Origin of the sequence: Inquilinus sp. CA228 (genome assembly GCF_052078665.1) — a bacterium.
In the GTDB taxonomy this organism is placed as follows: domain Bacteria; phylum Pseudomonadota; class Alphaproteobacteria; order DSM-16000; family Inquilinaceae; genus Inquilinus.
Window position 1 is genome coordinate 21,748 of sequence record NZ_JBQJIK010000066.1, and the last position, 26,160, is coordinate 47,907.

14 protein-coding genes are annotated in these 26,160 nt (G+C 65.4%); 6 read left to right on the top strand and 8 right to left on the bottom strand.

Annotated elements, in window-relative coordinates; translation table 11 throughout:
- Window positions 1-6 precede the first annotated feature (6 nt).
- The 6 genes from ACTOWL_RS27755 (at window position 7) to ACTOWL_RS27780 (ending at window position 15,360) form a co-directional block, all read left to right on the top strand.
- Window positions 7-1,698: a sigma-54-dependent Fis family transcriptional regulator gene (locus ACTOWL_RS27755; protein ID WP_441324521.1), complete on the top strand. Its 1,692-nt coding sequence runs from the start codon at window positions 7-9 to the stop codon at window positions 1,696-1,698.
- 823 nt (window positions 1,699-2,521) lie between these two features.
- The gene (tssH, locus tag ACTOWL_RS27760; RefSeq protein ID WP_441324522.1) at window positions 2,522-5,158 is read left to right on the top strand and encodes a type VI secretion system ATPase TssH; all 2,637 of its coding nucleotides are present in this window, start codon (window positions 2,522-2,524) and stop codon (window positions 5,156-5,158) included.
- Between the two features lie 905 nt (window positions 5,159-6,063).
- A complete protein-coding gene (locus ACTOWL_RS27765; RefSeq protein ID WP_441324523.1) occupies window positions 6,064-9,672 on the top strand; it encodes a calcium-binding protein in 3,609 nt (1,202 codons plus the stop codon).
- 186 nt (window positions 9,673-9,858) lie between these two features.
- Entirely contained in the window at window positions 9,859-11,169 is a 1,311-nt protein-coding gene (locus tag ACTOWL_RS27770; RefSeq protein ID WP_441324524.1) for a calcium-binding protein, read from the top strand.
- A 215-nt stretch (window positions 11,170-11,384) separates the two neighbouring features.
- Window positions 11,385-12,515 (top strand): acyltransferase family protein, encoded by a 1,131-nt coding sequence (locus tag ACTOWL_RS27775; RefSeq protein ID WP_441324525.1) that lies wholly within the window; start codon window positions 11,385-11,387, stop codon window positions 12,513-12,515.
- Between the two features lie 415 nt (window positions 12,516-12,930).
- Window positions 12,931-15,360, top strand: a complete 2,430-nt coding sequence (locus tag ACTOWL_RS27780) for an arylsulfatase (protein ID WP_441324526.1) — start codon at window positions 12,931-12,933, stop codon at window positions 15,358-15,360.
- A 127-nt stretch (window positions 15,361-15,487) separates the two neighbouring features.
- Here ACTOWL_RS27780 and ACTOWL_RS27785 read toward each other — a convergent pair whose 3' ends face one another.
- The 8 genes from ACTOWL_RS27785 to ACTOWL_RS27820 form a co-directional block, all read right to left on the bottom strand.
- Complete coding sequence (locus ACTOWL_RS27785; protein WP_441324527.1) at window positions 15,488-16,219, bottom strand: carbonic anhydrase; 732 nt, start codon at window positions 16,217-16,219, stop codon at window positions 15,488-15,490.
- A 64-nt stretch (window positions 16,220-16,283) separates the two neighbouring features.
- Entirely contained in the window at window positions 16,284-19,751 is a 3,468-nt protein-coding gene (gene tssM / locus ACTOWL_RS27790) for a type VI secretion system membrane subunit TssM (protein ID WP_441324528.1), read from the bottom strand.
- Window positions 19,752-19,787: 36 nt separating this feature from the next.
- Window positions 19,788-20,567 carry a type IVB secretion system protein IcmH/DotU gene (icmH, locus tag ACTOWL_RS27795; RefSeq protein ID WP_441324529.1) on the bottom strand — a complete coding sequence of 260 codons (780 nt, stop codon included), beginning with the start codon at window positions 20,565-20,567 and terminating at the stop codon, window positions 19,788-19,790.
- Window positions 20,564-21,904 carry a type VI secretion system baseplate subunit TssK gene (gene tssK / locus ACTOWL_RS27800; RefSeq protein ID WP_441324530.1) on the bottom strand — a complete coding sequence of 447 codons (1,341 nt, stop codon included), beginning with the start codon at window positions 21,902-21,904 and terminating at the stop codon, window positions 20,564-20,566. Before tssK ends, icmH begins: the two co-directional genes overlap by 4 nt.
- Before the next feature lie 51 nt (window positions 21,905-21,955).
- The gene (tssJ, locus tag ACTOWL_RS27805) at window positions 21,956-22,432 is read right to left on the bottom strand and encodes a type VI secretion system lipoprotein TssJ (RefSeq protein WP_441324531.1); all 477 of its coding nucleotides are present in this window, start codon (window positions 22,430-22,432) and stop codon (window positions 21,956-21,958) included.
- The gene (locus ACTOWL_RS27810) at window positions 22,425-23,918 is read right to left on the bottom strand and encodes a type VI secretion system-associated FHA domain protein (RefSeq protein WP_441324532.1); all 1,494 of its coding nucleotides are present in this window, start codon (window positions 23,916-23,918) and stop codon (window positions 22,425-22,427) included. Before ACTOWL_RS27810 ends, tssJ begins: the two co-directional genes overlap by 8 nt.
- Window positions 23,911-25,218: a DUF2169 family type VI secretion system accessory protein gene (locus tag ACTOWL_RS27815; RefSeq protein ID WP_441324533.1), complete on the bottom strand. Its 1,308-nt coding sequence runs from the start codon at window positions 25,216-25,218 to the stop codon at window positions 23,911-23,913. Before ACTOWL_RS27815 ends, ACTOWL_RS27810 begins: the two co-directional genes overlap by 8 nt.
- 32 nt (window positions 25,219-25,250) lie before the next feature.
- A partial coding sequence (locus tag ACTOWL_RS27820; protein ID WP_441324534.1) for a hypothetical protein occupies window positions 25,251-26,160 on the bottom strand: 910 nt, incomplete at its 5' end.

A 26,160-nucleotide genomic window follows, 5' to 3' on the forward strand; every position in this document is an offset into this window, starting at 1 on the left:
GCCGCAATGGGCAAGAACGCGCCCTCTGACGACTGGATGGCGTCCGCCACGCCGGCTCCCGAAAGAGGGCTTTCCTGCGACGCCGTCGAGGAGGTCCTGCAACTCGGGACTTTGCTGGCGACCGAGCGGGATCCCGATCGCCTGCTCGATCTGATCCTCGAGGCCGCATGCCGGCTGACCCGTTCGGGTTGCGCTCGGATCTACGTGCTCGACGCCACGAAGACCTTCCTCGTGCTCCGGGCCTGTCATCCCGAGCCGGTTCAGACTCGCGGACCGGGGCCGTCCATTCCGCTCTATGCCGGCAGGACCCAGAACCTGGCCGAGCCGCGGGCCCACGCGGCGCTGACCGGCCGCACCGTCAGGCTCGCCGATATCCGTGAGCCGACCGGCTACGACTGCAGCCTCATGCTGGCGGACCAGAGGGAGGGGCCGGCCTTTACCGCCTTGCTGGTCGTGCCGCTCAGCGACCCGGGGCGATTGACGCTCGGCGTCCTGGAGCTCGGCGATCCGTGCTTGGCCGCGGTGGGCGATGTGTCATGGTCGTCTGACGCCGTGGAGCGGGTGACCCGGGCCTTCGCGTCTCTGGCCTCGGCGGCGCTCACGAACGCGGCTCTCTTGGTCGGCAACGGCGCACGCATCGAGGTGCTTGATCGCGAGAAGACCACTCTTCGACGCGATAACATCCGGCTCCGCTATCAGCTGGGCGCCGCCCCGGACGCCCGTTTCGAGACGATCATCGGCAAGAGCTTGGCGATGGAGCGGGTCTTCGTGCTGGTCGACCGGATCATCGACACCCATGTCCCTGTCCTGATCACCGGTGAGACGGGTACGGGCAAGGAACTCATCGCGCAGGCGATCCATCGCAACAGCCCCCGGCGCGACAAGGCGTTCATCGCCCAGAATTGCGCTGCGATGCCGGCCGAGCTGCTGGAGAGCGAGTTCTTCGGCTATCGACGGGGAGCGTTCACGGGCGCGGTCCAGGACAAGATCGGTCTTTTCGAGAAGGCGAATGGCGGCACGATCCTTCTGGATGAGATCGGAGACATGCCGCTCAATCTTCAGGCAAAGATCCTTCGTGTTCTCCAGGAGGGCGAGATCCGCCCGCTCGGCGATACCAAGAGCCGCACGGTCGATGTGCGCATCCTGGCAGCCACCCACCGGGACCTCCGCGCCCTGATTGAGGCCGGACAGTTTCGGGAGGACCTGTTCTACCGTCTCTCGGTGTTTCCCATCCGCCTGCCGGCTCTGCGGGAACGGCCGGAAGACCTCCCGCAGTTGGTCGACCATTTCCTGCGGAAGTTCGCGGCGCTGCACCAGCGGCCGATCGCGGGGCTCGACAAGGAGGTGCGGACGGCCCTGGACCGCTATCCGTTCCCCGGGAATGTCCGGGAGCTCGCCAACATCGTCGAGCGGGCGGTCCTGCTCTGCCCGCCAAATCAATCGATCATACCGCAATATCTGCCCTCCGAGGTGCTCGATGCCCGCCACGTCGAGCCGCGGGAAACGTCGCTTCCGGTCGTTGAAGATGATCAGGGTCTGCGTGGAATCATGAGGCGCTTCGAAGCAAACGTCATCGAGTCCTATCTGGAGCGCCACGCCTGGAACCAGACGCGCGCCGCGGATGCGCTGGATATCTCGCGGCGCAGCCTGATCAGCAAGATGGATCTCTACGGGTTGCGACGGACGCGACGCCCATGAATTTCAAAGCGGGGCGATGGAACCACGCTCTTCGCCGCCCTCAGCGTTCTCGATGGCACCGCGGTCGGCCGCAACATGCAGCGCCACCGGCATCAGGAGTTCATAGGGAGCACGTCGCGGCCTTTGGACGCGGGCGGCCGGAGAGGGATTGGGGCCGGCGGTTGGCCATGCGACGGATGATAAGGATCTATGCGATGGGCAACACCGATCCGCCCATGTCAGTCCAGTGAAGCCTGCGCAGATTCCTGCGCAACTGCGCAAGCTGTTTCGCAGCGGGAGCCGCAAACATTTGCTCCGGGACGAACGACCGTCCTCTACATTGCTCGGTCGGCCGTGGCTCTCGATCCGTCGGAGCATTCTCCAGGTTTGGCACGATTCTTGATTGCCGGAGGCAGGCGTCCCCTCTCAAGACCTCGGATGACGTCCTCCTCCGAGACGGAGATCCGAGAATGCCGACCTGTCTGACCGCCATCGGTGTGAAGCAAGGATTGATTTCCAAGGGAACTGGCGCAGGCGTCCGGCAGTGCAGGCGCCGATGGGCTGCAGTCCGATACACGTGGACGCACTGATCGGATCTTGTCCCTTGCCGTCGGCCCGGTACCGAGATCCGGCTCGACGGCCGATCGTCGAGGCAGAGTCGTGACGGTTCCCCCACCCCCGTCCGAATCGGCCTCGATCGATCCCGCGCCCTGGCCGCGCCAAATGGCGGGCCGGGCGCGGGGCGTCTTTCGACCTGCGGGGCCGGCAGAACGTTCATGGTCTTCAGTCGCCACTGCCCGCACGCCTTTGACGGACGCGGGCTGCCTCGCTGCGGGAGTGCCCTATGTCCGCCATCCATTTGAAATCCCTGATCAGCAAGCTTGATGCAGATTGCCGCCGGGCGTTGGAAGCAGCGGCCGGTCTCACGCTCTCAAGCAGCCACTTCAATGTCGAAATCGAGCACTGGCTGCTCAAGTTGATCGAAGATTCCCAGACCGGTCTTGCGACTTGGCTCAGGCGCTATGCAATCGATCCCGATCGGGTCGCTGGCGACTTGACGCGATCTCTCGAGCGTCTGAAAACCGGTAACATGCATCCCCCCGCGCTGTCGGCGTCAGTCGTGAACTGGGGGCGGGAAGCTTGGCTGCTGGCGACGCTCGACTACGGCGAGCAGCATATCCGGTCTGGCCATCTTCTTGCGGCATTGATCTCCAACGACATCCTGGCCCAGCAGGCCCGCGGCGCCTCGTCGCGGCTTGGCCGAGTCCCGGTCGATACGCTGCGTCAGGACCTTTCACGCGACTATGATCCGGCGGCGGCATCGACATCCGAGGATGCTGTCGAAGCACCGCATCCTGCGGCCGGCGCAACGCCCGCCCTTGATCGCTATACGGTGGACCTGACGGATCGTGCTCGCCGCGGTCTGGTCGATCAAGTGCTTGGCCGCGACGCTGAAATCCGCCAGGTCGTCGACATCCTGACCCGTCGGCGGCAAAACAATCCTATTTTGACAGGCGAGGCGGGGGTCGGCAAAACCGCCGTCGTCGAGGGCTTTGCGTTACGCATCGCGGCCGGCGATGTCCCGGACCCGCTCAAGCCAGTCAGCCTTCGGCTGCTCGATCTCGGTCTCCTGCAGGCTGGTGCCGGGATCAAGGGCGAGTTCGAGAACCGTCTCAAATCTGTGATCTCAGAGGTCCAGGCCAGTCCGCGACCAGTCATCTTGTTCATCGACGAGGCCCACTCCATGATTGGCGCCGGCGGCGAAGCCGGCCATGGGGATGCGGCCAATTTACTGAAGCCGGCGCTGGCCCGGGGCGAGTTGCGCACGATCGCGGCAACCACCTGGGCGGAGTATAAGAAGTATTTCGAGAAGGACGCCGCGCTGACCCGTCGCTTTCAGGTCGTCAAGATCGATGAACCTGACGAGGCTTCGGCAATCGACATGATGCGGGGTTTGGTCTTCATGCTCGAGCGCCACCACGGCGTCCGCATCCTCGATGAGGCCGCGATCGAGAGTGTACGTCTGTCGAAGCGCTACATTGCCGGGCGCCAGCTTCCAGACAAGTCGGTCAGTCTCTTGGATACCGCATGTGCCCGGGTTGCAATGGCGCAGACGACCACCCCGGCCGCGATCGAGGATCTTGCCCGTCAAGTCGCGACGTTGGAGCTTCGAATTGGCGCCCTGCGTCGTGAGCAGGCTACGGGAACCGACTGCGCAGAGGCGCTCGCGGCGATCGAAGCGGCCCGTGCCGAAGCTGAGGAGCGGCGGCAGGCGCTGACGGAGCGCTGGCAAGTCGAGCGCGGCCTGGTCGATCGCATTCGTGCCGAGCGCAAGCGCCTTGAGGGCTTCAAGGAGGGTGGCACAGAGGCCAGCCCGGCGGACGCAAGTGCTTCTGATATGCGACAGGCCTACGCGGCGCTGCGCTCGGAGTTGGCTGCACTCCAAGGCGAAGCGCCGTTGATGCCCGCCGAGGTCGATGCTCAAGCGGTCGCGGCGGTAGTGGCAAATTGGACCGGTATACCTGTCGGCCGGATGGTGGCCGATGAGATCCGCAGCGTATTGGCGCTCCGGGATCGAATGGAGGAGCGTATTATCGGCCAGGGCCAGGCGGTCGAGGCCGTCGCCCGGGCAATCCGCACGTCGCGGGCGAAGCTGACCGATCCAAGAAAGCCGATTGGCGTCTTTCTCTTTGTTGGTACCTCCGGTGTCGGCAAGACCGAAACGGCACTCGCTTTGGCGGATCTGCTCTACGGTGGCGAGCAGAACCTGACGGTGATCAACATGTCCGAGTTCAAGGAGGAGCACAAGGTTTCGCTCCTGCTCGGGTCTCCGCCGGGTTACGTCGGCTATGGCGAGGGCGGCGTGCTGACCGAGGCGGTGCGGCGACGGCCATACTCCGTGGTGTTGCTGGATGAACTCGAGAAGGCGCATCCCGGCGTGCAAGACATCTTCTATCAGGTCTTTGACAAGGGGATGCTGCGTGACGGAGAGGGACGCGACATCGATTTCCGCAATACCGTCATTATCCTGACGTCCAATGCCGGGACCGAGCTGATCGAGCGGCGCTGCGCCGACCCCGACGCCATGCCTGATGCAGCCGAATTGGTGCGGGCTTTGCGTCCGGAACTCCTCCGAACCTTCAAGCCGGCCTTCCTCGGTCGGGTCTCAGTTGTACCCTTCTTTCCGCTTGATGATGGGGTGATGCGCCGCATCGTCCGGCTGCAGCTCGACCGTGTAGGGCGCCGCGTAGCGGAGGCCTATGGTGCCACGTTCAGCTATGGCGACGATCTGGTCGAAGGATTGCGGATGCGCGCAACCGAGCGCGAAAGCGGCGCCAGGGCGATCGAACATATCCTGTCCCGGACCCTCCTGCCCGAGCTGGCAGGGCGCATCCTCTCTCGAATGGCCGAGGGAGCGCCTGTGAAAACCCTGGCGGTGTCGATGACGGCGGACGGATTATTCGACTATCAGATCTCATGATTTCGCGACGAGGAGCAGCGTATTCATTGGAGAGCGGTTTCGGCAAAGGAGGATGACGCCAGTGTCGGGCAAGAGATTCTTGAGCACGTCGTTCTCGTTGATGCAGGTATCCTCGAGCGAGACAGCGCCGAAGCTCGGTTCTAGACGTTCGGTTCGTTTTTTTTTGGAGTAGATTGAGCGAGAATCACTCGGGCTATTTTGTCCAGGTCTTGCGGGTCAATTCCTGTGTTGTGAGGGCTTTGAGCCGAAGCCCGGGGTTTAGGCAGCGACGAAGTCTTGAGGTGCTGCCAAGGACGCCACCGCTCGCTCCTCGGCACACGCGTCAGCATGCGCAGCGAAAGGCCTCCCAACGCATAGGCGAAACACAGCCGTAGCAGGTCTTGCGCCGACCTGATCCAGTACCGTTGAATCAGCACCTTCGCTGCCCGATCGCAGGCGCCCAGCCTCTTGGCCGCCCCCCACCGATCGACCAGTTCATCCCAATTCGGAAACCCAAGAAAAGCCCTCACGCACAACCAGATCTGGGAGGTGATTTGGTGACGTCGCTGTGGGAGAGGTCCACTCCGGTGCGGCGGAGATCGTCGGCTCTTTGTGGGTCCTCGGCTTCACCCAGTTCGGCGGTGGTCGAAGGGCCACGCCTGCTCACGGATCGAGGTGAGGTCGACCACCTGCATTGCATTTTCTAACAAATCTGTGTGACCGATTTAAATAAATAAACGGAATAGGTTCTGAATTAAACGATAATGGTTGGAACGATTTTTGATTTATATTGAAAATTTCGATTGCTTCTTTATTTTGTCCACCAGCGGAGATGTGCGGGTTTGCCCTTACCTTCGGCGTCTGCACGGATTGTACCTGGGCGCTGCATCTGCGGGAGAACGATTATACGCGACACACATCTCCTGATGGCCTTGCACTTCGGCCAAGAGACCAACTGGGACGTGCCGGCCGGACGGACGTGCTGCGATGCCGCTCAGGGTTTGCTTGCGGGTGTCGTCGTCCACGTTGGCGACCGCCATGACACGCTCGACGGCCTTCGGGTCATCGAGGGCGGCCAAGGGCCCGATACGATCTCCGGCACCAACGACGATGATGAGATCTACGGCGGCGGTGGGGACGACCGGCTCGATGGCGGTGATGGCGTCGACATACTGCGAGGCGGGACGGGTGCGGATGTGCTGATCGGCGGCTTGGGGTCGGACGTCGCCAACTACGAGGACTCCTCGGCCGGGGTTCGGGTGGATCTGCGGTCGGGGATGGGGACAGGGGGCGACGCCACGGGCGATACGCTGTCGGGAATCGAGAACCTGTGCGGATCAAGCTGGACCGACGAACTGGTCGGCGACGAGGGACGCAATATCCTCAGCGGCGGGTCCGGTGACGACGCTTTGGTGGGAAATGGCGGCGACGACGTGCTGGGCGGTGAGGATGGCGGCGACTATCTCGATGGAGGCGAAGGCAATGACCATCTGATCGGCGGCGCAGGCAGTGACCTGCTTGATGGCGGCGACGGCAACGACACGGTCTCCTATGCCGACTGCGTCGAAGGCGTGGCCGTCGATCTCTTGTCCGGCCGCGGCTTCGGCAGCGATGCCGACGGCGACGCTTATATCAGCATAGAGAATGTCGAGGGGTCGGCCTGGGACGACGAGTTGGTCGGTGATGCCGGGGCGAACGGGCTGCGGGGCGGTGTCGGCGACGACGTGCTCGAGGGTGCGGCCGGCGCTGACTGGCTCGATGGCGGTGATGGCATGGACACGGCGTCCTATGCCGGGTCGGAGGTCGGGGTGACCGTCGATTTGGCGGCTGGCCACGGCTCTGGCGGCGATGCGGAGGGGGACACCTATGTCGGCATCGAGGGGGTCGAGGGGTCGAATCTGAGCGACATATTGGCCGGCGACGACGGCGCCAACCGGCTCACTGGTAACGGGGGGCGGGATATTCTCCGCGGCGAAGACGGCAACGATGTGCTCGAGGGAGGCGATGACGAGGACCAGCTCCGTGGCGGAGATGGTGGCGATCTGCTCCAGGGAGGGGCCGGAGCCGATAGTCTCGACGGCGGCGTGGGGGCCGACTCCATCGAGGGAGGCCAGGGGTCGGACATAGCCTCCTATGCCAGCAGCTCCGCAGGGGTGAGGGTCGATCTCGCGACCGGTCGCGGGACCGGCGGCGACGCCGAGGGCGACACGCTGAAGGAAATCGAGAATGTCGAGGGCTCGGCTTGGGATGACCTGCTGATCGGCGAGCATGGTGTCAATCGGCTCGACGGTGGTGATGGTGACGACACATTGCGAGGCGGGGCGGGATCGGATGTGCTGATCGGCGGGTCGGGGTTGGACGTCGCCAGCTACCAGGACTCGTCTGCCGGAGTGAAGGTGGACCTGGGCTACGGGACGGGATGGGCCGGCGACGCCACGGGCGACACGCTATCGGGAATCGAGAACCTGTGCGGATCAAGCTGGAACGACGAACTGGTCGGCGACAACGGCGCGAACCGGCTTTGTGGTCAGGGCGGCAACGATGCTCTCAATGGCAATGACGGCGCGGACGTTCTCCGTGGCGATGACGGCGATGACCGGCTTTTTGGTGAAAGTGGTGACGACGTGCTCGACGGCGGTGCCGGCGGCGATGTCCTGGACGGCGCCGAGGGCGTGGACACGGTGTCCTACGCCGACAGCATCGAAGGGGTGACGATTGATCTCACGAGCGGCTATGGCTTTGGCGGTGACGCCGAGGGCGATGCCTATATTGGCATCGAGAATGTCGAGGGATCGACCTGGGACGACGAGTTGGTCGGTGACGCCGGAGCGAACAGGCTGCGGGGTGGCGTCGGCGACGACGTGCTCGAGGGGGCGGCCGGCGCTGACTGGCTCGATGGCGGCGATGGCGTAGACACGGCGTGCTATGGCGGATCAGAGGCTGGGGTGACCGTCGATTTGGCGGCTGGCCGCGGCTTTGGCGGCGATGCGGAGGGGGACGCCTATGTCGGCATTGAGGAAGTCGAGGGGTCGAATCTGAGCGACATGTTGGCCGGCGACGACGGCGCCAACCGGCTCTCTGGCGGCGGAGGGCGGGATGTTCTCCGTGGCGAGGGCGGCAACGATGTGCTCGAGGGTGGTGACGGCGAGGACCAGCTCCGTGGCGGAGATGGTGGCGACCTGCTTCGGGGAGGCGCTGGAGCCGATAATCTCGACGGTGGTGTGGGGGCCGACGTCATCGAGGGAGGCCAGGGGACGGACACGGTCTCCTACGCCAGCAGCGCCGCGGGGGTGACGGTCGATATCGCGAGCGGTCGCGGCTCCGGCGGCGATGCCGAAGGCGACGCGCTGGAGGAGGTCGAGAATGTCGAGGGCTCGGACTGGGATGACCTGCTGATCGGCAACGGTGTCGACCGGCACCGCGACGGTGCGAACCGGCTCGACGGGGGCGATGGCGACGACCAACTGCGGGGAGGGGCAGGAGCGGACCACCTGATCGGCGGGTCGGGGTCGGACTTTGCCAACTACCAGGGTTCGTCGGCCGGTGTGAAGGTGGACCTGAGTTTGGGGATGGCGGCGGGCGGCGACGCCGAAGGCGACGTGCTGGTGGAGATCGAGAACCTGTATGGGTCGAGCCATGACGACACGCTGGTCGGGGACGACGGGCGCAACATCATCGGCGGCGAACTCGGCAGCGATATCCTCGTGGGACACAGCGGCGATGACGTACTGTCCGGCGAGGATGGCAATGACAGCCTTGATGGCGGCGACGGCGACGACAGGCTGGTCGGGGCCGTTGGGGTCGATACCATCTATGGCGGGACTGGCGACGACTCGGTGGATGCCGGGAGCGACAGGGATCGGGTTGATGGCGGGGCCGGGGACGACGAGCTCTATGGCGGGGCCGGGGACGATAAGCTCGAGGGCGGCGAGGACAACGACATCCTCGAGGGGGCGGCCGGGGCGGATGAGTTGATCGGCGGCACGGGGATCGACACGGCGAGCTATGCCAGTTCCAGCGCCGGGGTGGTGGTCGACCTGGCGACCGGCGCTGCCTCGGGCGGCGACGCCGCGGGCGACAGCCTCACCGGGATCGAGCAGCTGATAGGCTCGGCCTGGAACGACCGGCTGGCCGGGGATGCCGGGGTGAATGGGCTGTGGGGCGGCGCCGGCGACGACGTGCTGACGGGGGGCGGCGGGGCCGACAGCCTGAAGGGCGGGGCCGGAGCGGACCGTTTCGTCTACACCGCGGTCGGCGACAGCACGGCGGCGGTCCGGGATACGATCCGCGACTTCACCTCCGGGGACCGGATCGACCTGTCGGCGATCGATGCCGACGGAAATGTCGGCAACGGCGATCAGGCTTTCACATTCGTCGGTGATGCGAACTTCACCGGCACCGCCGGGGAGGTGCGGGTGGTGACGAAGGGGGCGACCCAATACGTGCTGGCCGACACCGACGGCGACAGGAGCGAGGATCTGGCCATCGCCGTCGACGCCGACCACGCCCTCACCGCCGCCGACTTTGTGCTCTGAGAGCTGTCTGTTGGCAAAGGCTCTCTCCTCAGCCCGAGCTGCCTCGCGCCGGTTCTCGCGCGGAGGATCTCTGCCGCGTGATCTGCCTGTATGGGGATGTGAGGATTTGAATTGGTATTAGAATCCAAGAATCTGGCGAGCCTCCTGCATAGAAGCGCCTCCAGAAGCGCTGGCAACGGCTGGACCATGCTCGGTGACGGAGATGACGTCTTCGAGGGCGACGACGCCACGGACTGGGTCAGGGGTGGAGCCGGCGACGACACTTCTTCTGGTGGCGGCGGTGGCGATACGTTGCTGGGTGAGGCTGGCGATGATGATCTCCTGGGCGGTGCCGGCAACGACGTGCTTGCGGGCGGAGACGGTGCCGATTGGCTCTATGGTGATGCCGGCGACGACAAGCTCCTCGGTGGCCACGGCGGGGATGTCCTGATCGGAGGCGACGGTGACGACACCGTCTGCTATGCCACCAGCACTGGCGGCGTGATCGTCGATCTCCGGACCAACCGCGGTGGCAATGGTGATGCCGAGGGCGATCACTATAGCCAGATCGAGAATGTCGAGGGTTCGGATTGGGACGACACGCTCTTTGGCAACGATGTCGCCAATCGGCTCTTGGGGCAGGGTGGCGACGACTTTCTCAATGGCGGTGGCGGCGACGACCTGCTCAACGGCGATGTTGGCGATGATGTGCTGTATGGCGAGAATGGCCGCGATATCCTCAATGGCTGTGATGGTGATGATTTCCTGAGCGGCGCGGCCGGGGCCGACCAACTTGATGGTGGCACCGGCACCGATACTGTCGATGGTGGTGCCGACAACGACTGGCTCAAAGGCGGTCTAGGCGACGATATGTTGCAGGGAGGCAGTGACGACGATCTTGTTGAAGGCGGAGACGGCAATGATCGTCTCGAAGGTGGGGATGGCGTTGATCAACTGAGTGGCGGGGAAGGCCAAGACGATCTCCATGGCGGAACGGGTGCCGATCGGCTCTACGGTGATGACGGCAATGATCGTCTCGAAGGTGGAGACGACGTTGATCTACTGAGCGGCGGGGAAGGCCAAGACGATCTCCATGGCGGAATAGGTGCCGATCAGCTGTATGGTGATGACGGCGACGATCGTCTCGAGGGGGGCGGCGGCCAGGACCAATTGTACGGTGGGAGCGGCGCGGACACCTTCGTCTACAGTGCAGTGAGCGACAGTGCGCCGAATAAGGCGACGCGGGACCATATCTTAAATTTCAGCCAAGCGGAGGGAGACCAGATCGACCTGTCGGCGATCGATGCGGATATTACAAGTGATGGCGATCAGGCCTTCCATTTCATTGGTGACAGTCGCTTCAGCGGTAGAGCTGGGGAGTTGCACTACGAAAGGTGGGCCGATGGGAACTACAAATATTCGCTTGTGAGCGGCGACGTGGACGGCGACGGAGCAGCCGATTTCGAGATCCGGCTCGATGGCTGGGTCGACCTGACAAAAGGCGACTTCAATCTTTGAGAACCAGCTTCGAAGCGGTGCGACGCACCGGAGAAGCAAACATGACCTAGTGGCGTAGAGAGAGGCTCTGGCGGACGGCCTCCGGACAGTCGATTCCGCCGACCGCTTCTGGCGTGACCGCGAAGCGCAGCCGATGCAGAGATCCGACGATCGCTCCGCCTCGGGGCCTGCGAGGGCTGCGGCGGCATCCCAATCCCAGCAGCAGCGGAGATACGATGAGGCAGAGCCATGGCCGGAATGACACTATCGATGTGCTGCGCGGCCTCGCCATAACCATGGTCCTGCTGCTCCACTTCAGCCTGACCTACCAGTTGCAGGACGGACCGCTGGGATACCTCTTCGGAGTGGATGCGGTCGCGGCCGTGGTGATCTGGGGCAATTTCGGGGTGACGATGTTCTTCGTCGTCTCTGGCTACCTGATCACCCGCCACACGCTCCAGCGTTACGGCAGCCTTGAGCGCGTCGACCTCCGCGCCTTCTACATCTTCCGGATCGCGCGGATCCAGCCCTGCCTGCTGCTGGCGCTGGCGGTCATCGTGGCCTTCGGCCTGTCCGGGATCCCGATCTTCGCCGGCAAGGGCGGTCCGGCCGAGCTGCTGGCCGGCACGGGCACCGTGCTGACCTTCACCCACAACCTGCTGATGGCGCGGTGGGGCTATTTCAACTACTGCCTGAACGTCTACTGGTCCCTGTCGGTCGAGGAGACCTTCTACCTCCTGTTCCCGCTCGCCTGTCGGCTCCTGCGGCGGAGCTGGCGGGTGGTCGCCCTCTGTCTCGCGCTGATTGTGGCCGCGCCGCTGTATCGGGCCGCGCATGCCGATGACGACATCCTTTACCTCTACGGGAACCTGGCCTGCTTCGACGCCATCGCCACCGGCTGCCTGACCGCCCTCGCGACGCATCGCCGGCAGCCGTCCGGGCCTACCGCCACGGCGCTTCGGGCCGTCTGCTCCCTCACCCTCTGCGCCGTCTGGCTGCGCGGCTTCGGCGAGGATGTGGTGGCGAGCTTCACGCTGATCGCCCTGGCGACAGGCGGCATCATCGCCGGCAGCCTGGTCGACGGCCCGGCCCGGTGGATCGGTTCGGTGCCGGGCCGGGCGATCCGCTGGCTCGGCCGCCACAGCTACGAGCTCTACCTGCTCCACATCATCATCCTCGCCGGGATGCGCTCGTTGGTTGGGCATGAGGCGTTGATTGATGCGCTGCAACTGCCCTGGCTGGCGCTCTACCTGACGCTGTCCGCCCTGGTGGCCGGGGGCGTCCAGCGCTTCATCGGCGATCCGGTCAATGCGAGGCTGCGGGCGCTGTTCGCGCGCCGCCGCGAGCCTGCCGTCGCGCCATCGTGATCGGGGACTCTTGGACTGGTACGCCGTCGCGCCTACCACATTCGAATTGACCTTCAGGAACGGCTTCCAGATCTTAGCGTCGGCGGGCCGATTTGCTCGACGGCGGGGCACGGCGCGATCGGCCAGAGGACGTGCACAGACGGGAAGGCCGGGATCGGCATCAACCCACAAGGCATCGATCCCCCGACGCGCCAACGGCCGGCGTATCGTCGACAAGGGGCGATGACGGCGACTACTGCCATATGCGGTGGGTAAATCCTTGTTTTTCCGCCGAGGCGATGAGCCTGTTGCCATGTCCGGCGGGTTGGACCGATAGTTGGCGGCAGCATCCCGAGAGCATTCCCATTGGCATGATGCCGGCGCAGTCACGCGGGTAGACATGCCGTGGTACGAGCATGACAGGACTGGGGGTACCATGGCACGCCTCGAGCGGCGACCTGTCTTCATCGGCCTGGGCTGGCTGGCTGCTGTCTGTTTGCTTGCCTCTTTGTCCTCCGTTGGCGCTCATGCCGAACAGACCGGCGGCATTCCGGACGCCCCTAGCCCAACAATGATGATCGACGGCCGCCACCTGCCTCGTCCTTCGCCGGCGTTCGGCGGCGTGATCGGTCTCGACGCCGCGCACTCGACGCCCTCCTGGCCTCCGAACGTCGCTCCACCGCAAGGTGCGCCCAACGTATTGTTGATCATCACCGATGACGTCGGCTACGGCGTGCCGAGCACCTTCGGCGGGGTCATCCCGACACCGGCCTTGGACCGGATCGCGAAGGCGGGCCTGCGCTACACCACCTTCCACTCCACCGCACTCTGCTCGCCGACGCGCGCGGCGCTGATCACGGGCCGCAATCATCATTCCGTGGGCTTCGGAGTCGTGGCCGAGTTGTCGACCGGCTATCCCGGTTACGATTCCACGATTGGCCTTGAGAACGCTACGATCGGTGAGATCCTGAAGCAGAACGGCTATACGACTTCGTGGTTCGGAAAGGACCACAATACGCCGGGTTGGCAATACACCCTGGCAGGCCCTTTCGACCAATGGCCGACCGGGATGGGCTTTGAATACTTCTATGGCTTCCTTGGCGGGGAGACCGACCAATGGACCCCGTATCTTTTCCGCAACACCACGCAGATCTTCCCGTGGATCGGGAAGCCCGGCTACAACCTCACTGGTGATCTGGCGGACGAGGCCATCACCTATCTGCGCCAGCTGAACGCAGCGGCCCCCGACAAACCGTTCTTCCTGTACTATGCCCCGGGCGGTCCCCATGCGCCGCATCAACCGCCGCCGGAGTGGATCGACAAGTTCAAAGGCCGCTTCGACCTGGGCTGGAATGCGCTGCGCGAGCAGATCTTCGCGAACCAGAGGCAGCTCGGTGTCATACCAGCGAACGCGAGGCTGACGCCTTGGCCGGACGAGCTGCCGAGATGGGAAACCCTCGCTGCGGAGGAGAAGCGACTCTTCGCGCGGCAGGCCGAGGTCTTCGCGGCCTATGCCTCTTACACCGATCACGAGATCGGACGCGTCGTCCAGGCAATCGACGATCTCGGCAGGCTCGACAACACGCTCGTCATCTACATCAGCGGCGACAACGGTGCGAGCGCCGAAGGCTCGCCGATCGGCACGTCCAACATCCTGGCGTCGTACCAGGGCGTGCAGGTTCCCGTCTCCGAGCAGATGCGACTATACGACGTCTGGGGCTCCCCTCAGACCTACCCGCACATGGCGGCTGCGTGGTCCTGGGCGTTCGACACGCCGTTCAAATGGACCAAACAGATGGCATCGCATTTCGGCGGGACCCGGCAAGGGCTCGCCATTGCCTGGCCGAACCACATCAAGGACGCCGGCGGGATCCGCAACCAGTTCCACCATGTGATCGACATCGTTCCGACGATCCTCGAAGCTGCGGGGATCGTGTCGCCGACCATGGTCAACGGGACCGCGCAGACGCCGATCGAAGGCGTGAGCATGGCCTACACATGGCCCATGGAGAATGCCGGCGTGCCGTCCCGCCGCCGGACGCAGTACTTCGAGATGCTCGGCCACAGGGCGATCTATCACGATGGCTGGATCGCGGCCACGACCCCACCCGCGCCGCCCTGGGCGATGGGTTTGGCCCGCATGCCCGACGTGGTCGATGGCTACAGATGGGAGCTCTACAACGTCGCCGAAGATTATTCGGCGGATACCGATCTTGCCGATCGGATGCCAGACAGGCTGCGCCGGATGCAGGAGCAGTTCCTGGTCGAGGCGTCGAGGCATGATGTCTTCCCGCTGGACAATTCAGTGGCCCAGCGCCTCCTCGCACCGAGGCCGAGCGGTGCCGGCGGGCGAGCGATCTTCACCTATGCGGGGGAGATCTCCGGCATCGATCCCGGAAGCGCCCCGAACCTTCTGAACAGATCCTATGTCATCACGGCGCAGGTTGAGGTTCCTCCCGATGGCGGCAACGGGATGATCGTCACGCAAGGCGGCCGGTTCGGCGGGTATGGGCTTTATCTGCGTCACGGCCGGCCGGTGTTCCTCTACAACTTCCTCAACCTGGAGCGATTCCGCTGGGAAGGTCCGGAGGCGCTCGGGCCCGGCGGGCATACCGTCGTATTCGACTTCACCTACGACGCTCCGGGATTCGGGAAGGGCGGCAGCGGGGTTCTGAAGGTGGATGGCCAGACCGTCGCCAGCAGCAGAATCCCGCGCACCATCCCGTTTCTCATGCCGTTGGGCGAGACCTTCGATATCGGCGCGGACACCCGCACGCCGGTGGCAGATGAGGACTACCAGCCGCCGTTCCGATTCAGCGGCAGGCTCGTCGAGCTGACCTTCGGTCTCCGGCCAATGGAACGATAGGCGGGACTGCAGGAGGCCGGTCCAAGTCGGGGACGTTGACGTCTCGATCTGCGGTACGGCGCCGCCATGGTGACCCGTGCGATATCCGCGGTCGAACAGCCCAGCCGGCTCGAGGAGGGCCGCTTGGTTATGCAATAATGATACTGACCTCGCCCCGATCCAGATCGTAGCGCGCGCCGACGATCTTGAGACGGCCGGCCGCGAGAGGCTCCTGGAGCAGCGGGCGATCGTCCTTCAGGCGGGAGACGACCCGGCGGATGTTCTCCCTGACCGCGTTGTCGACCAGGTCGCCGGGCATGGTCGCGGCCTTCAGGACCGCCGGCACGATCGGCTCGACCACGGCCGTGATCGCACCAGGGAACTCCTCCCCGGTCTCCACCAGCGAGACCGCCGCCTCTACGGCGCCGCAGCGCTCATGGCCCAGGACCATGATCAGCGGCACACCCAGACGGCTGACGGCGTATTCGATCGATCCGAGAGCGATGGGATCGAGGGTGTTCCCGGCATTGCGCACGATGAACAGCTCCCCCAGGCCCTGATTGAACACGACCTCCGGCGGATAGCGGCTGTCCGAGCAGGCGATGATTGCAGCGATGGGATGCTGCGACTGTGCAATCTCACGCCTCCGTACGGAGTCGGTCAAGCCGTCGTAAGGCTTCCCCTCCATGAACGTCCTGTTGCCTTGCCGCAGCAGTCCCAGCGCGTCGTCGGCGGACAAGCCGGACGGCGGGGCCGCCTGTGCCGGGCGCGCCGAGGCGCCGAGCGCGGCGAGGCCGGCGACGGCCGAGACGCAACACAGAAGGCCCCGGCGGTTGAGTACATTCGGATAGGCGCCCTCAGCATCGCAGTCGTGGCACATGGCTGTCTCCCTGTCGATCCAGGTTCTCGCATCGGCCCGGGCGTCGCCAGGCCCTCTCGGTTCGCTAAGGGCAGCGGAAGCCGGTGAGGCTCTGGAGATTGAAGACATCGGCACCCGAATCCAGGGTCACGCTGTACTCGGCTTTGAGATCTCCCAACGCGACTGTGATCTCCGCGATGCCGGCACCGTCGCGACCGCTCCGGCCGAGCAGGCGGAACAGCGCCCAGGGGCCTGCAATCGTCTGGCTCACAGATTTTCCATTGAGATCCGTCAGGATCAGTGTCGCTCCGCCGGCCTGGCCGGTCGGCGGCCATTCGAGATGCCACTTCGGCGGTGGCTCATGCTGGTAAACTAGGCGTTGATCGCCGACCTGGAGGGTCGAGCGGAGGGCTCGAGGGTCGAGATAGGTGGGTGAGATGGTGAAGCCGAACCCCAGCTTGTCGCCATTGAAAAAGGCAGACCGTACCCGGGCACCCTGCGCGAACACATCGGCCATTCTGGAGGCGGCGCGGGTATCGCCCTCCGACTGCTGCAACTGCTGCTCAAAGCGCTCGAGCGTGCCGCCAGGGCCGAAGAACGCAACGAAGTCATTGAGTGCGATATCTTGCTGCCCATTGGGATCAACCGGAAAGCGGCCTGCGATCCGGGTCTTGCAGAGCGCGTCGCCGGAATCGCGCCAGGAACCATCGATCTGTCGACGCTTGAGGCCATTCAGGAGCGCGCTGACATTGGCCGCGACCTGCGTCAGCACTCGGTCGACCGGGGTAGGAAATCCGGGCGCCTGACTGCGGAGATTGACGAGGGCGCTGTTGGAGGTGCCGCCCAGTTGGTCACTGGATGTCGAATCCAGCGATGATTCCATCGTCTGCAGCAGGCCGACGGCGCCGCCGACAAGGGCCTTGGCCTGATCCGTCGTGGCTTGCTGATGGTCGCCGCGACCGCTCATCGCGATCAATGCGGTGAAGCGGGATCGGATCCGCTCCCCCGGCCAGACGGAGAATGCCGAGGACCAGTCCTGGTCTGCGGACGGCGTCTGGATGGCCTTGGCCGCAGCCTCCGCCGCTCCTGCGGCTGTGGTGGGCGCCTCGGCGGCGGGCGGAGGCGGGGGAGCTGCCAGATCGGTGTTCTGGGCGATGGCGCCCACGAGCTTGTCGAGCGGCGAATCGACGCCGGACAGGGTGCCGAGGACCTGGAGGCCCGAGCCGGCATCGCGGAAGGGGCGAAGCTCGACCCGCTGGGTCAATGTCATCCAGGAGGCGACATAGTCCTCCGCATAGAGGGTCGCGACCTGATCGAGGAGCATCTTCTGGTCGGTGGCGCGCCGCGCGGGATCCCCGAGGATCCACTGATCCTGCTGGATGATCGAGAATTCGCGCGGCAGGCGCCGCAGCACATAGGCTTCGAAACCGGCCCGCGTGTAGAGACCTGGAATATCGAGGCTGAGATTCGGCGAACCGGTCAAGGTCAGAGCGGCTGGGCCCTGAGGGGCCAGTGCCGCGTCGAGATGAAAGGCGGGCAGGCCGCTGTCCCCTGTGGCGGCACGCTTCATCTCATTGTAGATCGTGCGGGCGGGCGGGAACTGCAGCAACAGATTCCGTGCCTGGGTCACGAGTTGCGAATCCTCGCCTTGTGCGACCGGGAGATACGGCAGGAGAGCTTGAAGATGCGCGCTCAGCCGGGGCGCGAGCTTCGGGTCGACCTGTGGGTCCTGCCGCCAGGCGACGTCGAACCACTGTGCCACACGATTGGCGTCATAGTGCTTCGCGTCGCCGAGCATCAGATAGATGGGCAGCGCCCGGAAGACACCATTCGTGTCATTGGCTGCGATCTGGCGTTGAAGTGTGTCCTGCAGCTCCCTGCGGAGCTCGGGGAGCAGGGCCGCGCGGAGGACACGGCCATAGAGCGCGTCGGTATGGGGGATGATCTGCCTTTCGATGGACAGGCCGGCTCCGCGCATCAGGGATCCGAACCACCACCCAGAGTAGGGGCGCCCCAGATCGTGGGTCTGATCGAGGAGCGGCAGGATGGCCTGGGGGCCAACATTCGGCACTGAGCGCTGCCAATTGGTCTCGAGCGCCTGAGCCTGGCGCTCGGTATCCGAAAGTTGGGTCTGCCATGCGGCAAAGTCCGCGGCCCAGACCAGTGTCATGGCCGCGATGGCGGCGGCTGCGCCGGTATAGGCCAGGAGGTGGAGCCGGCGCCGCCGTCGCTCCAGGCGGGGATCGAAGCTCGCCAGTCCCTGCTCGGCGAAGACGAAGTCCTCGAAGACGCCCCGCACAAAAAAAGCCTGCTCTCCGATCGCCGCCGGAATCTGGCGCCGGGCCGCGATCCCGACCTGCGCCGCGGCCTCGTGAACGACGGAGTCGAGGGCTTGCTCACCCGGGCGGGCACTTGTCAGGAAGATGCCGCGCAGCTGCGGCTTGACCTCGTAGCGGCTGGACCAGAACACCTCAAGGACCGTTTCGGCGATGCGCGGCAAGAACGCCGCCAGTTGCTCGGGAAAGGCGAAGATCCTGTGCAGTCTGCCGATGTCCGTTTCCTGTCCGAGCCATGCCGTACGCTGGGCCAGCGTCCGATCCTGCAGGCTGTCGAGACCGTCCGCGATGATCTGCCCGGACTGGGCGTTGCGGAACTCGAAGCCGGTCGGCACGGCGATGCCCCAGCTCTGCGACTGTCGGTCCTGCGGCAGCAGCTCCATGCTTTCCGTGAAACCGCTGACGACGTCGCACTTGGTCACGACAAGATAGACCGGAAGCTGCATGCCGAGAGTGCGCAACAGCTCTTGGAGCTTGCGCCGCAGGAGCAGGGTCTGCGCTTCGGATTGCTGCGAACCGGCGCCCAGGAGATCCACCGCGCTGAGCGTCAAGATGACCCCGTTCAGGGGCTGGCGCGGCCGGTGCCGCTTCAACAACGCGAGCAGGCTCTGCCACTCGCCACGATCCAGCTCCTGGTGCATGGTCTCTGACAGGAACCGTCCCGCCGTGTCGATCAGGACCGCCTGATCCGTGATCCACCAATCGCAGTTGGCGGTGCCGCCGAGGCTCCGCGAACCATCCATGCCGAGCTGGTCGGCGAGGGGAAAGCGCAGCCCGGAGTTGCGCAGGAGCGTCGTCTTGCCGGTGCCTGCGGCGCCGATGACGACGTACCAGGGCATCTGGTAGAGGAAGTTCCTCTGTCCACGGCCGTTGTCGACACTGCTCCTCAGAACGTCCTTCACCCGGTCAAAGCGCTCGGTCATGTCGCCATCGGCGCGGTCGAACCGGGCCGCCGCGGGCTCTCCGCCCAGCTTGGTCAGATCCTGGACCAGTCGGCGATTGCTCCGATACCGATGCCAGAGGCGGAAGCCGAGATAGAGGAGGTAGCAGGCGACGATGGCCGCAAAGGTGGCGATCCGTGCCGTCGGGCTGAGAAGTGGCTGCCGGCCGAACACGTGAAGCGACGTGCCCAGCATCCAGACCAGGACGCCAAGGCCGAGCATTCCGAGGATTCGAAAGAGGCCGCCGCGGCTGAAAACGTTGAGCAGAAGGTACATGGGCGGGATCCCCAATCGCGTGGTCGCCGTTCGGCGTCAGAATGTCGAGGAGTCGAGGCGGTGGATCAGTGGCTGCGCCTCGTGCATGAGGCCCGTCTCGAATCCTGCATAGATCAGAAGGATGATGACGGCCGTCAGGACCGCGACGACCCACAGCGGAATCGGCGCTCTGAGTTTCCGCAGCCGGCCGGATGGCAAGGGCGGTGGCGAGAAGCCTGTTTGCCGGCGGGAGATCATCGCGACGGCCCGGGCGAGGTCGGAGCGATAGTTCTGGAGCAGCAGCCGGCCATTCGGCTGGATCCGGTACTTGCCCTCGAAGCCGAGGCCGAGCACGAGCAGGCCCAGCTCCAGAAGCCCGGGATAGCGGGCCGGATCTTGGCGGAGCCGATCAAGCAGGCTGAAGACCTTCTCCCCGCCCGTCGTCTCGCCGTGGAACTCCGACAGGAGGCTCAGGCGGCTCCAGCGGGCCTCGTCCGCCCAGCTCGTGCTGACGACGGCCTCGTCCAGAGCCGAACACAGAATGTAGCGGGCTGCGAACACATCGTCCGCCGGGCAGCCGTTCTCGATGGCGATGCGCTCGAACTGCACGATCTGCTGTGCCAGCAGATAGCGCAACGAGTCGAGATCGGGGGGCGTGTCCACCCGCGCGATCCCGATGATGGTCAGGAGCAACGGCATCGCCGCGGCGACGATGGGCGCCTCATGCTGTTGCTGGAGAGAATGGGAGGGCGCCGCGAAGGCGAGCCGGTCCGGATCCCCGGAGATCGATGTGCCGTCGGCACGCCTGTGCGCGATCGGCGAAGCGCCGGTCGTCATTTTGAATCCTCCCGTATCGCCCAGAACTCCAAGGAGAGCTTCGGCAGGGCTGCGCCGACATGCAGCGCGAACGCCGCGGATCCCTTCATGAGGCCCCAGACCTCATGGGTCTTCGAAAGCTCGAAATAGGCTGCGTCCGGATGGTAGGGCAGCTCACGCGGGACGATGGGGATCGCCGTCAGGGGAATGCCCGGCAACTGCAAATTGATCAGATTGCGGATCTCCTCGGCCGGCCCGATCTTGATCTGGCTCGGAGCGTTCTCTCGGAGTGATGCTGTGTGCCCTTCGCCCGCGACGAGAAGGATGAACCTGGCATCGCTCAGGAGGGCGCGGTCCAGGATCGGCGAGAGCCAGATGCCGTAGCGGCTCTGTTGCAGCGGCAGGGGAATCGCGGTCTGCTCCCGCACGTCGATCAGGGCCACGCGAATGGCCTCGAGCGCCGCGTGGAAGCACTCGGACAGATGCCCGTGGTCATAGGCGGGAAGGTCGGGCGGTTGACGCTGCGGCGTGATGAAAGTGCCGAGCTCGCCGGCCAGCGACAGAAGATCGCGATAGGCGGTCTCCGGATGCAGGCCGGCCAACCGGGCATCGTGCGCCATCAGCAGCCGATGACGGTTCAGGGTCTGAAGCATGTACAGGTCGAGCATCGCCTCCGTACCATCGAAGAACCGCGCCGAGCCGCTGCGCCTCGCGATGCTGTCGGCCCGCGACCGCAGCAGCATCTCGATCTCCCGCAGGATGGACTTGATCGGCGGCGCAGCCTGGACATCGAGGGTCGGTGGGATGAATGTCTCGTCCAGGCGGATGCCGTCCCGGACATCGCCGATCCGCGCGATCGGCACGGTGACGAGATCGCTGCGGGGTTCGCCTTCGAGCACTAGCTTCAGATTGGGCAGCGCGACCTCGATCGGCAGCGGCTCGGAATTCGGTCGCGCGATGTCGCGCAGGGCGAGCGAGTGGGAGCGGAAGCGGATCATCTCCGCCTCCTCGCCCGCGGCAGAGACCTCCAGCCCGTCGCCGATGTGAAGAGGCAGGCCGAGGAAGACGCGCTGCTCGCCGATGCCGGGATCGATGCTCCGCGGCTGCGGCGGGGGGGCCTGGTCCGGTACCGCCACGAACTCGCCGTCCGGGAACACCACGACGCAGCTTTCGATCGCGATCTTCCCGATGCCGAGGAGCTTCCGGTCGAGGGCCAGCTCCTTGATCCCCCAGGCCGCCGGGCGAAGTGCGCTGGTCCGGCCCCGCGCTACAGCCTCGACATGGCGCCCGAGCTGCTGCAGATGCTGTGGCTTCATCAGCATGCCGCGCCGCCAGACTGGCTTGCTGGTCAGGGTCATCGGATCATTTCCTTGGATCGCATCATGGCCTCTTGGCCCAGCCGCTCGGGTTCAGAACCATGAGTCGTCTCGGGTGGCGGTCAGGCTCAGCCGATCGAGGGTGACCTTGACCGTGTTGCTGTCGCCCTGGTCGACGGTCACCACGGTGCGCCAAGTGGCATTGGTGATGTCGCGGTAGCCGGCCACGATCCCGAGAAATCTCGTCTGATCGCTCAGATCGCGCTCCATCGTCTCGTTGGTTCCTGGAATGAGATCCTTGGAGATGGTGTTGAGGAGCGCAGCCCCGAGTGCTGTCGACGGGTTGTAGAACAAACCCTGGAAATCGGCAGCGTCGAAGGAATCGCGGGTCGTGAGCTCGTAGAATCTGACGGCAACGGGCGCCGGCCGGTCATCCGGGCCGGGATTGACGTTTCCCGACGCGTCCACAGTGGCCTTCAGCCGCGTCTTGGAGGAGCCGAACAGAGACGAGCAGCCGGTCAGGGCGAGCAGCCCAGAGCACAGCGCGAGCCGCCGAGAAATCTTACGCACTGCCGTTCTCCTTCGATGGGGGAGGGGGGGGCGACTCATCTCCTGCGGATGGCGTTTCGATGGGCTCGTGGAAGAGGTAGGCCGCCATGGCCGCGTCCACGAGGTCGCGGAAATGGGCGCAATACATCTTCCAGGCGTTGGCTGGGCCGTCGCGCCGGGTCAGGTCGATCTCGAACCGCTTGGCGAACTGCACTGGGTCGAACCGCAGGAGCGTGGCCTCCAGCGTAGCCCTGTCGCGGCGCCGGCGGGCGACGGAGTGCCGGCGGATCGTGGCGGCGGCGTTCCGTGTCTCCCGCTCGATCGAGCCGGTGGATCGCTGTGGATTGTTGATCAGCTCCGAGACCGCGAGAAGGCCGGTCGGGAACGCCCCGTACGGATTGCCGGGCATGACGCCGGCGGCGTCGTGCCCGAGCTCGACCATCATGTCGGCGAGCGCTCCGAAGGTCCGGCCGATCTCGTAGCCCAGCACCGCCATCCGCTCCTCCGACAGCGCCGGGACCTGCAGTCCCAGCCCGCGGATCAGCCCGATCGCGAACATGCGCGGGGCAAGGTCGTCCGGGAGGTCGATTCTGACGCCTGAGGGGGCGCGTGGTTGTTCATGTTCATCCTGCAGGGCGGAGGCTGGAGCGGGGATCTCCTCTGGCCGTAGGACCTCCGCGCGACCGGCGCTCTGAACGGGGTAGCCGTCCGGGGACAGAGGGCGTGGCATCGCTGGCCGCCGCGCCGAAAGGGGCGCGACGAAGGGGGACGACATCGGCCGATCGGCGTCTGTCGAACCGCAGAGCAGAGCGCTCAGCGGCCCACGCGCGACATCGGCCTTCAGGACCTCGTCGCGCAGAGTCTGAACCGGTTTTGCGCTGTGCGGCGAGCCGGAAGGGGGCTCCAGATCGTGGCGTGGGTCTGGATTTGCCGACAGCCCGGGCGGGGCCGATCGCGCCGGGGGATCCGGCAACGAGGCCGAGAGGCGTTCCCGGGCAGAATCGGCGGTCGATCGCAGGGGGGGCGCAGAGGGCCGGCGGTCCAGCAATGCGCCCAGCTCGGCCTCCCAATCCTCCGGCAAGGTCGGATCTGGGGGGCCGGCTGCGCCCGAGCCGGTGGCCGCGGCCGGAGAGATGCCTATGAGCCGCGGCTGTGGCGCGGCCGTTGCGCTGTCTGTGCCGTCGCTTTCGACGAGCAGGTTGAATGGTCCGATGCGCAGCCGATCGCCGGTTGCGAGTCGGGCGGTCGATCCCATCGGCAGCGGCTTGTCCCCTTCGTTGATCCGGACGCCGGATGGGCTCGCGCTGACGATCAGATAGGCGCCGCCGACATAGAGGATGCGGGCATGATGGGTGGCGACCTCGCGGCTGGGGTCGGGCAGGGCCCAGGCGCAGTCCGCGCCGCGCCCGATGGTGCCGCCGGTGCTGTCGAAGACCTTCCGGTGCAGCAGGCCGGGCAGGGGAGGCGGATCGACGATGCGCAGGATCAGGCCGCGGTCTTCAGGCATTGCCGTCTCCTGGCGCGTCGTCGGGGAAGGCCTTCGCCATCATGGCTTCGGCTTCGACCTGGGCCAGTCGGTGCAGCTCCGCGCCGGTGCGCGCGGTGCGGAGCCGCGCGAGGACCTCCGGCGGGAGCTTCAGCGCCGCGATGTCGTTGACGATCTCCTGGACGGCGGCTGCCTCCTGCTGAGGCGTCAGGGGCTGTGGGGCTGGCGGCGGTGGCGGTGGTGTCCACTGCGGTTTTGCGCCCTGGCGCAGCGCCTCGAAATGCGCTTCGGCGGGCTTCGGCGCCTCGGCCATCGGCTCGCCGACCACGAGGGCCTGCTCCATATCCTTGGCCCGTGGATCGTGGACAGCGGTCGCGGCGCGCCAGGTCAGGTCCACAGTCATGGCGTCGCTGTCCACATGCACGCTGTCGAGGACCGTCGCGATCTCCTCGTATCTTCCTTCGCCCGACGCTTCCCTGCCTGCGCGGATGATGAAGGTGCGGACTCGCAGCCCGGGCAGCATGGCATCGAAGGCGGGATGCTCGGGATGGAGATTGGCGAAGAAAAGCCGCTCGTCGCCGCGAAGAAAGCCCTCGAACTGCTGGTCCCGGGGCGCGACGTTGTAGAAGCCCCAGTCGAAATCCTCGGGCGGCAGAGGGCGCCGATGGTAGAGCCAGTGTGCGTCATGCGTGCCCCTGAGCCGCCCTCGCGCCTCCATCTCCGGCGCCAGCGGGCCGAAGCCGGCCGGCGGCCGGTCCTGGTCCGGGGCGGTGTGCAGCGCGTCCTGGGGATGGATGTTGGCGACCGGCAGGCGCGAGCCCGGCTCTGTGCCGATGGCGCCGAAGCCCTTGCCCCAGGGATTGTGTCGGGAGGTGACGCCGCCGAATGACTTTTCGTAGCGCAAGGGCATGCTTTGGAAGGGTCGGGGATCGGACACAGCGATCCCGCCAGCCACGTCGCGGACCCAGTTGCTGTCACCGAAAACGCGCATGCTCTTGCGCCAATCGCCGAGCCCGATGGTCACGTCGAGGCTGGTGACGGGTCGCCCGGTGGGGGCATGGCAGGTGCCGAGCAGGGTGAAGTCCGCGCGCGGCTTGTGCGGGGCGAAGTCGCCGCCATAGACGGGGCTGCCCCCGTCACCGTCCTCATGGGATTGAAGGCCTCCGGGCACGGGCTGGTCCTCCTCCGGCAGGGGGACGCAGGCCGCCCCGGGGACGAGACGGGCCCGCATCGTCGCGATAACCGTGAGGAGATAGTCGTCCCGGCGATAGCGCCCGACGATCGAAGCGATCTGAAGTGGGGACTGGGCGTTCGTGATCATGCATTAACTCCTGACCTTCAATCCTCCCATACCTACCTCCTGGGCCCCATGGGAGGCTCTCGGTAAGCTGAGAGGGGAGGAGGTACGTAATTTTCCATGGAAGGGTCAGCGGACAATGAAGCCGTTTTCCCGATTCCGGCCGCGACGGTGTAGGCGGTGAACGGGCCCTGCACCATCGCCGACCCCGTTACCGAAGTTGGGCCGATTATCTCGGTCGGGCTCAGTATGTAGGTTCTGAGGGCATTTGCAGTAATGTCCATCGCGGATACTTCAATTCTGTTTGCCAGTGTTGTATCTTTGATTGCTACTATCGGAGCGCTAATCGAGATTCCTGCCTCTGTAATCTCGATTGCGCTCGTTCCGACTCGGAGGGTAATGCCCAATGGTCCAATCGTGATTGTGGGTTCAACAATCGATGCCATCAGTGCAGGTCGTTCGATTTTCTTGTAGGTGCCGGCGACCGTCGCCGCGACGATGGCCGCTGCCGTCGCTGCCGCCGGCGCGGCGGCGCGCGAGACCACCGCCGCCGTGGTGCTGAAGAAGGCTGGGGGAACGTTATCGATATATGCCGGGCCCAGCGTATCGAGCGTGGCCGTCAACGAGCCCGCCAGGGCGGTGAGTTTCGTCACCTTGGACGTAACCCCTAAGGCCGCGATGTTTTCCGCGACAATGGGGGTGCCGGTGGCAGGGCGGGAGCCGATGACGACGGTGCCGGGGGTGAAGAAGGTCTGGCCAAGCGCGTTGAAGGAGCCGCCGGCCCCGAGATTGATATCGCCCTCACCGTTGAGGTTGCTCGTATCCTGGCCGGCGCCGTACTGGTTGATGGTCCAACCCGAGTAGTGCGTGTAGGACGCGGTGGTCGATACAGCGAGGCTCAGGCTGGTGTCGACGGCATAGCGCAACTCGGTGTTGTAGGTGACGCTGGTGCCGAAGCTGGTGCTC

Bases quoted from the DNA above. Each gene is read 5' to 3' on its own strand.
- ACTOWL_RS27810 (WP_441324532.1), bottom strand. From the start codon at position 23,918: ATGCCTGAAGACCGCGGCCTGATCCTGCGCATCGTCGATCCGCCTCCC.
- tssM (WP_441324528.1), bottom strand. From the start codon at position 19,751: ATGTACCTTCTGCTCAACGTTTTCAGCCGCGGCGGCCTCTTTCGAATC.
- ACTOWL_RS27785 (WP_441324527.1), bottom strand. From the start codon at position 16,219: ATGTGCCACGACTGCGATGCTGAGGGCGCCTATCCGAATGTACTCAAC.
- ACTOWL_RS27755 (WP_441324521.1), top strand. From the start codon at position 7: ATGGGCAAGAACGCGCCCTCTGACGACTGGATGGCGTCCGCCACGCCG.
- ACTOWL_RS27815 (WP_441324533.1), bottom strand. From the start codon at position 25,218: ATGATCACGAACGCCCAGTCCCCACTTCAGATCGCTTCGATCGTCGGG.
- icmH (WP_441324529.1), bottom strand. From the start codon at position 20,567: ATGACGACCGGCGCTTCGCCGATCGCGCACAGGCGTGCCGACGGCACA.
- ACTOWL_RS27775 (WP_441324525.1), top strand. From the start codon at position 11,385: ATGAGGCAGAGCCATGGCCGGAATGACACTATCGATGTGCTGCGCGGC.
- ACTOWL_RS27765 (WP_441324523.1), top strand. From the start codon at position 6,064: ATGGCCTTGCACTTCGGCCAAGAGACCAACTGGGACGTGCCGGCCGGA.
- ACTOWL_RS27780 (WP_441324526.1), top strand. From the start codon at position 12,931: ATGGCACGCCTCGAGCGGCGACCTGTCTTCATCGGCCTGGGCTGGCTG.
- ACTOWL_RS27770 (WP_441324524.1), top strand. From the start codon at position 9,859: ATGCTCGGTGACGGAGATGACGTCTTCGAGGGCGACGACGCCACGGAC.
- tssK (WP_441324530.1), bottom strand. From the start codon at position 21,904: ATGACCCTGACCAGCAAGCCAGTCTGGCGGCGCGGCATGCTGATGAAG.
- tssH (WP_441324522.1), top strand. From the start codon at position 2,522: ATGTCCGCCATCCATTTGAAATCCCTGATCAGCAAGCTTGATGCAGAT.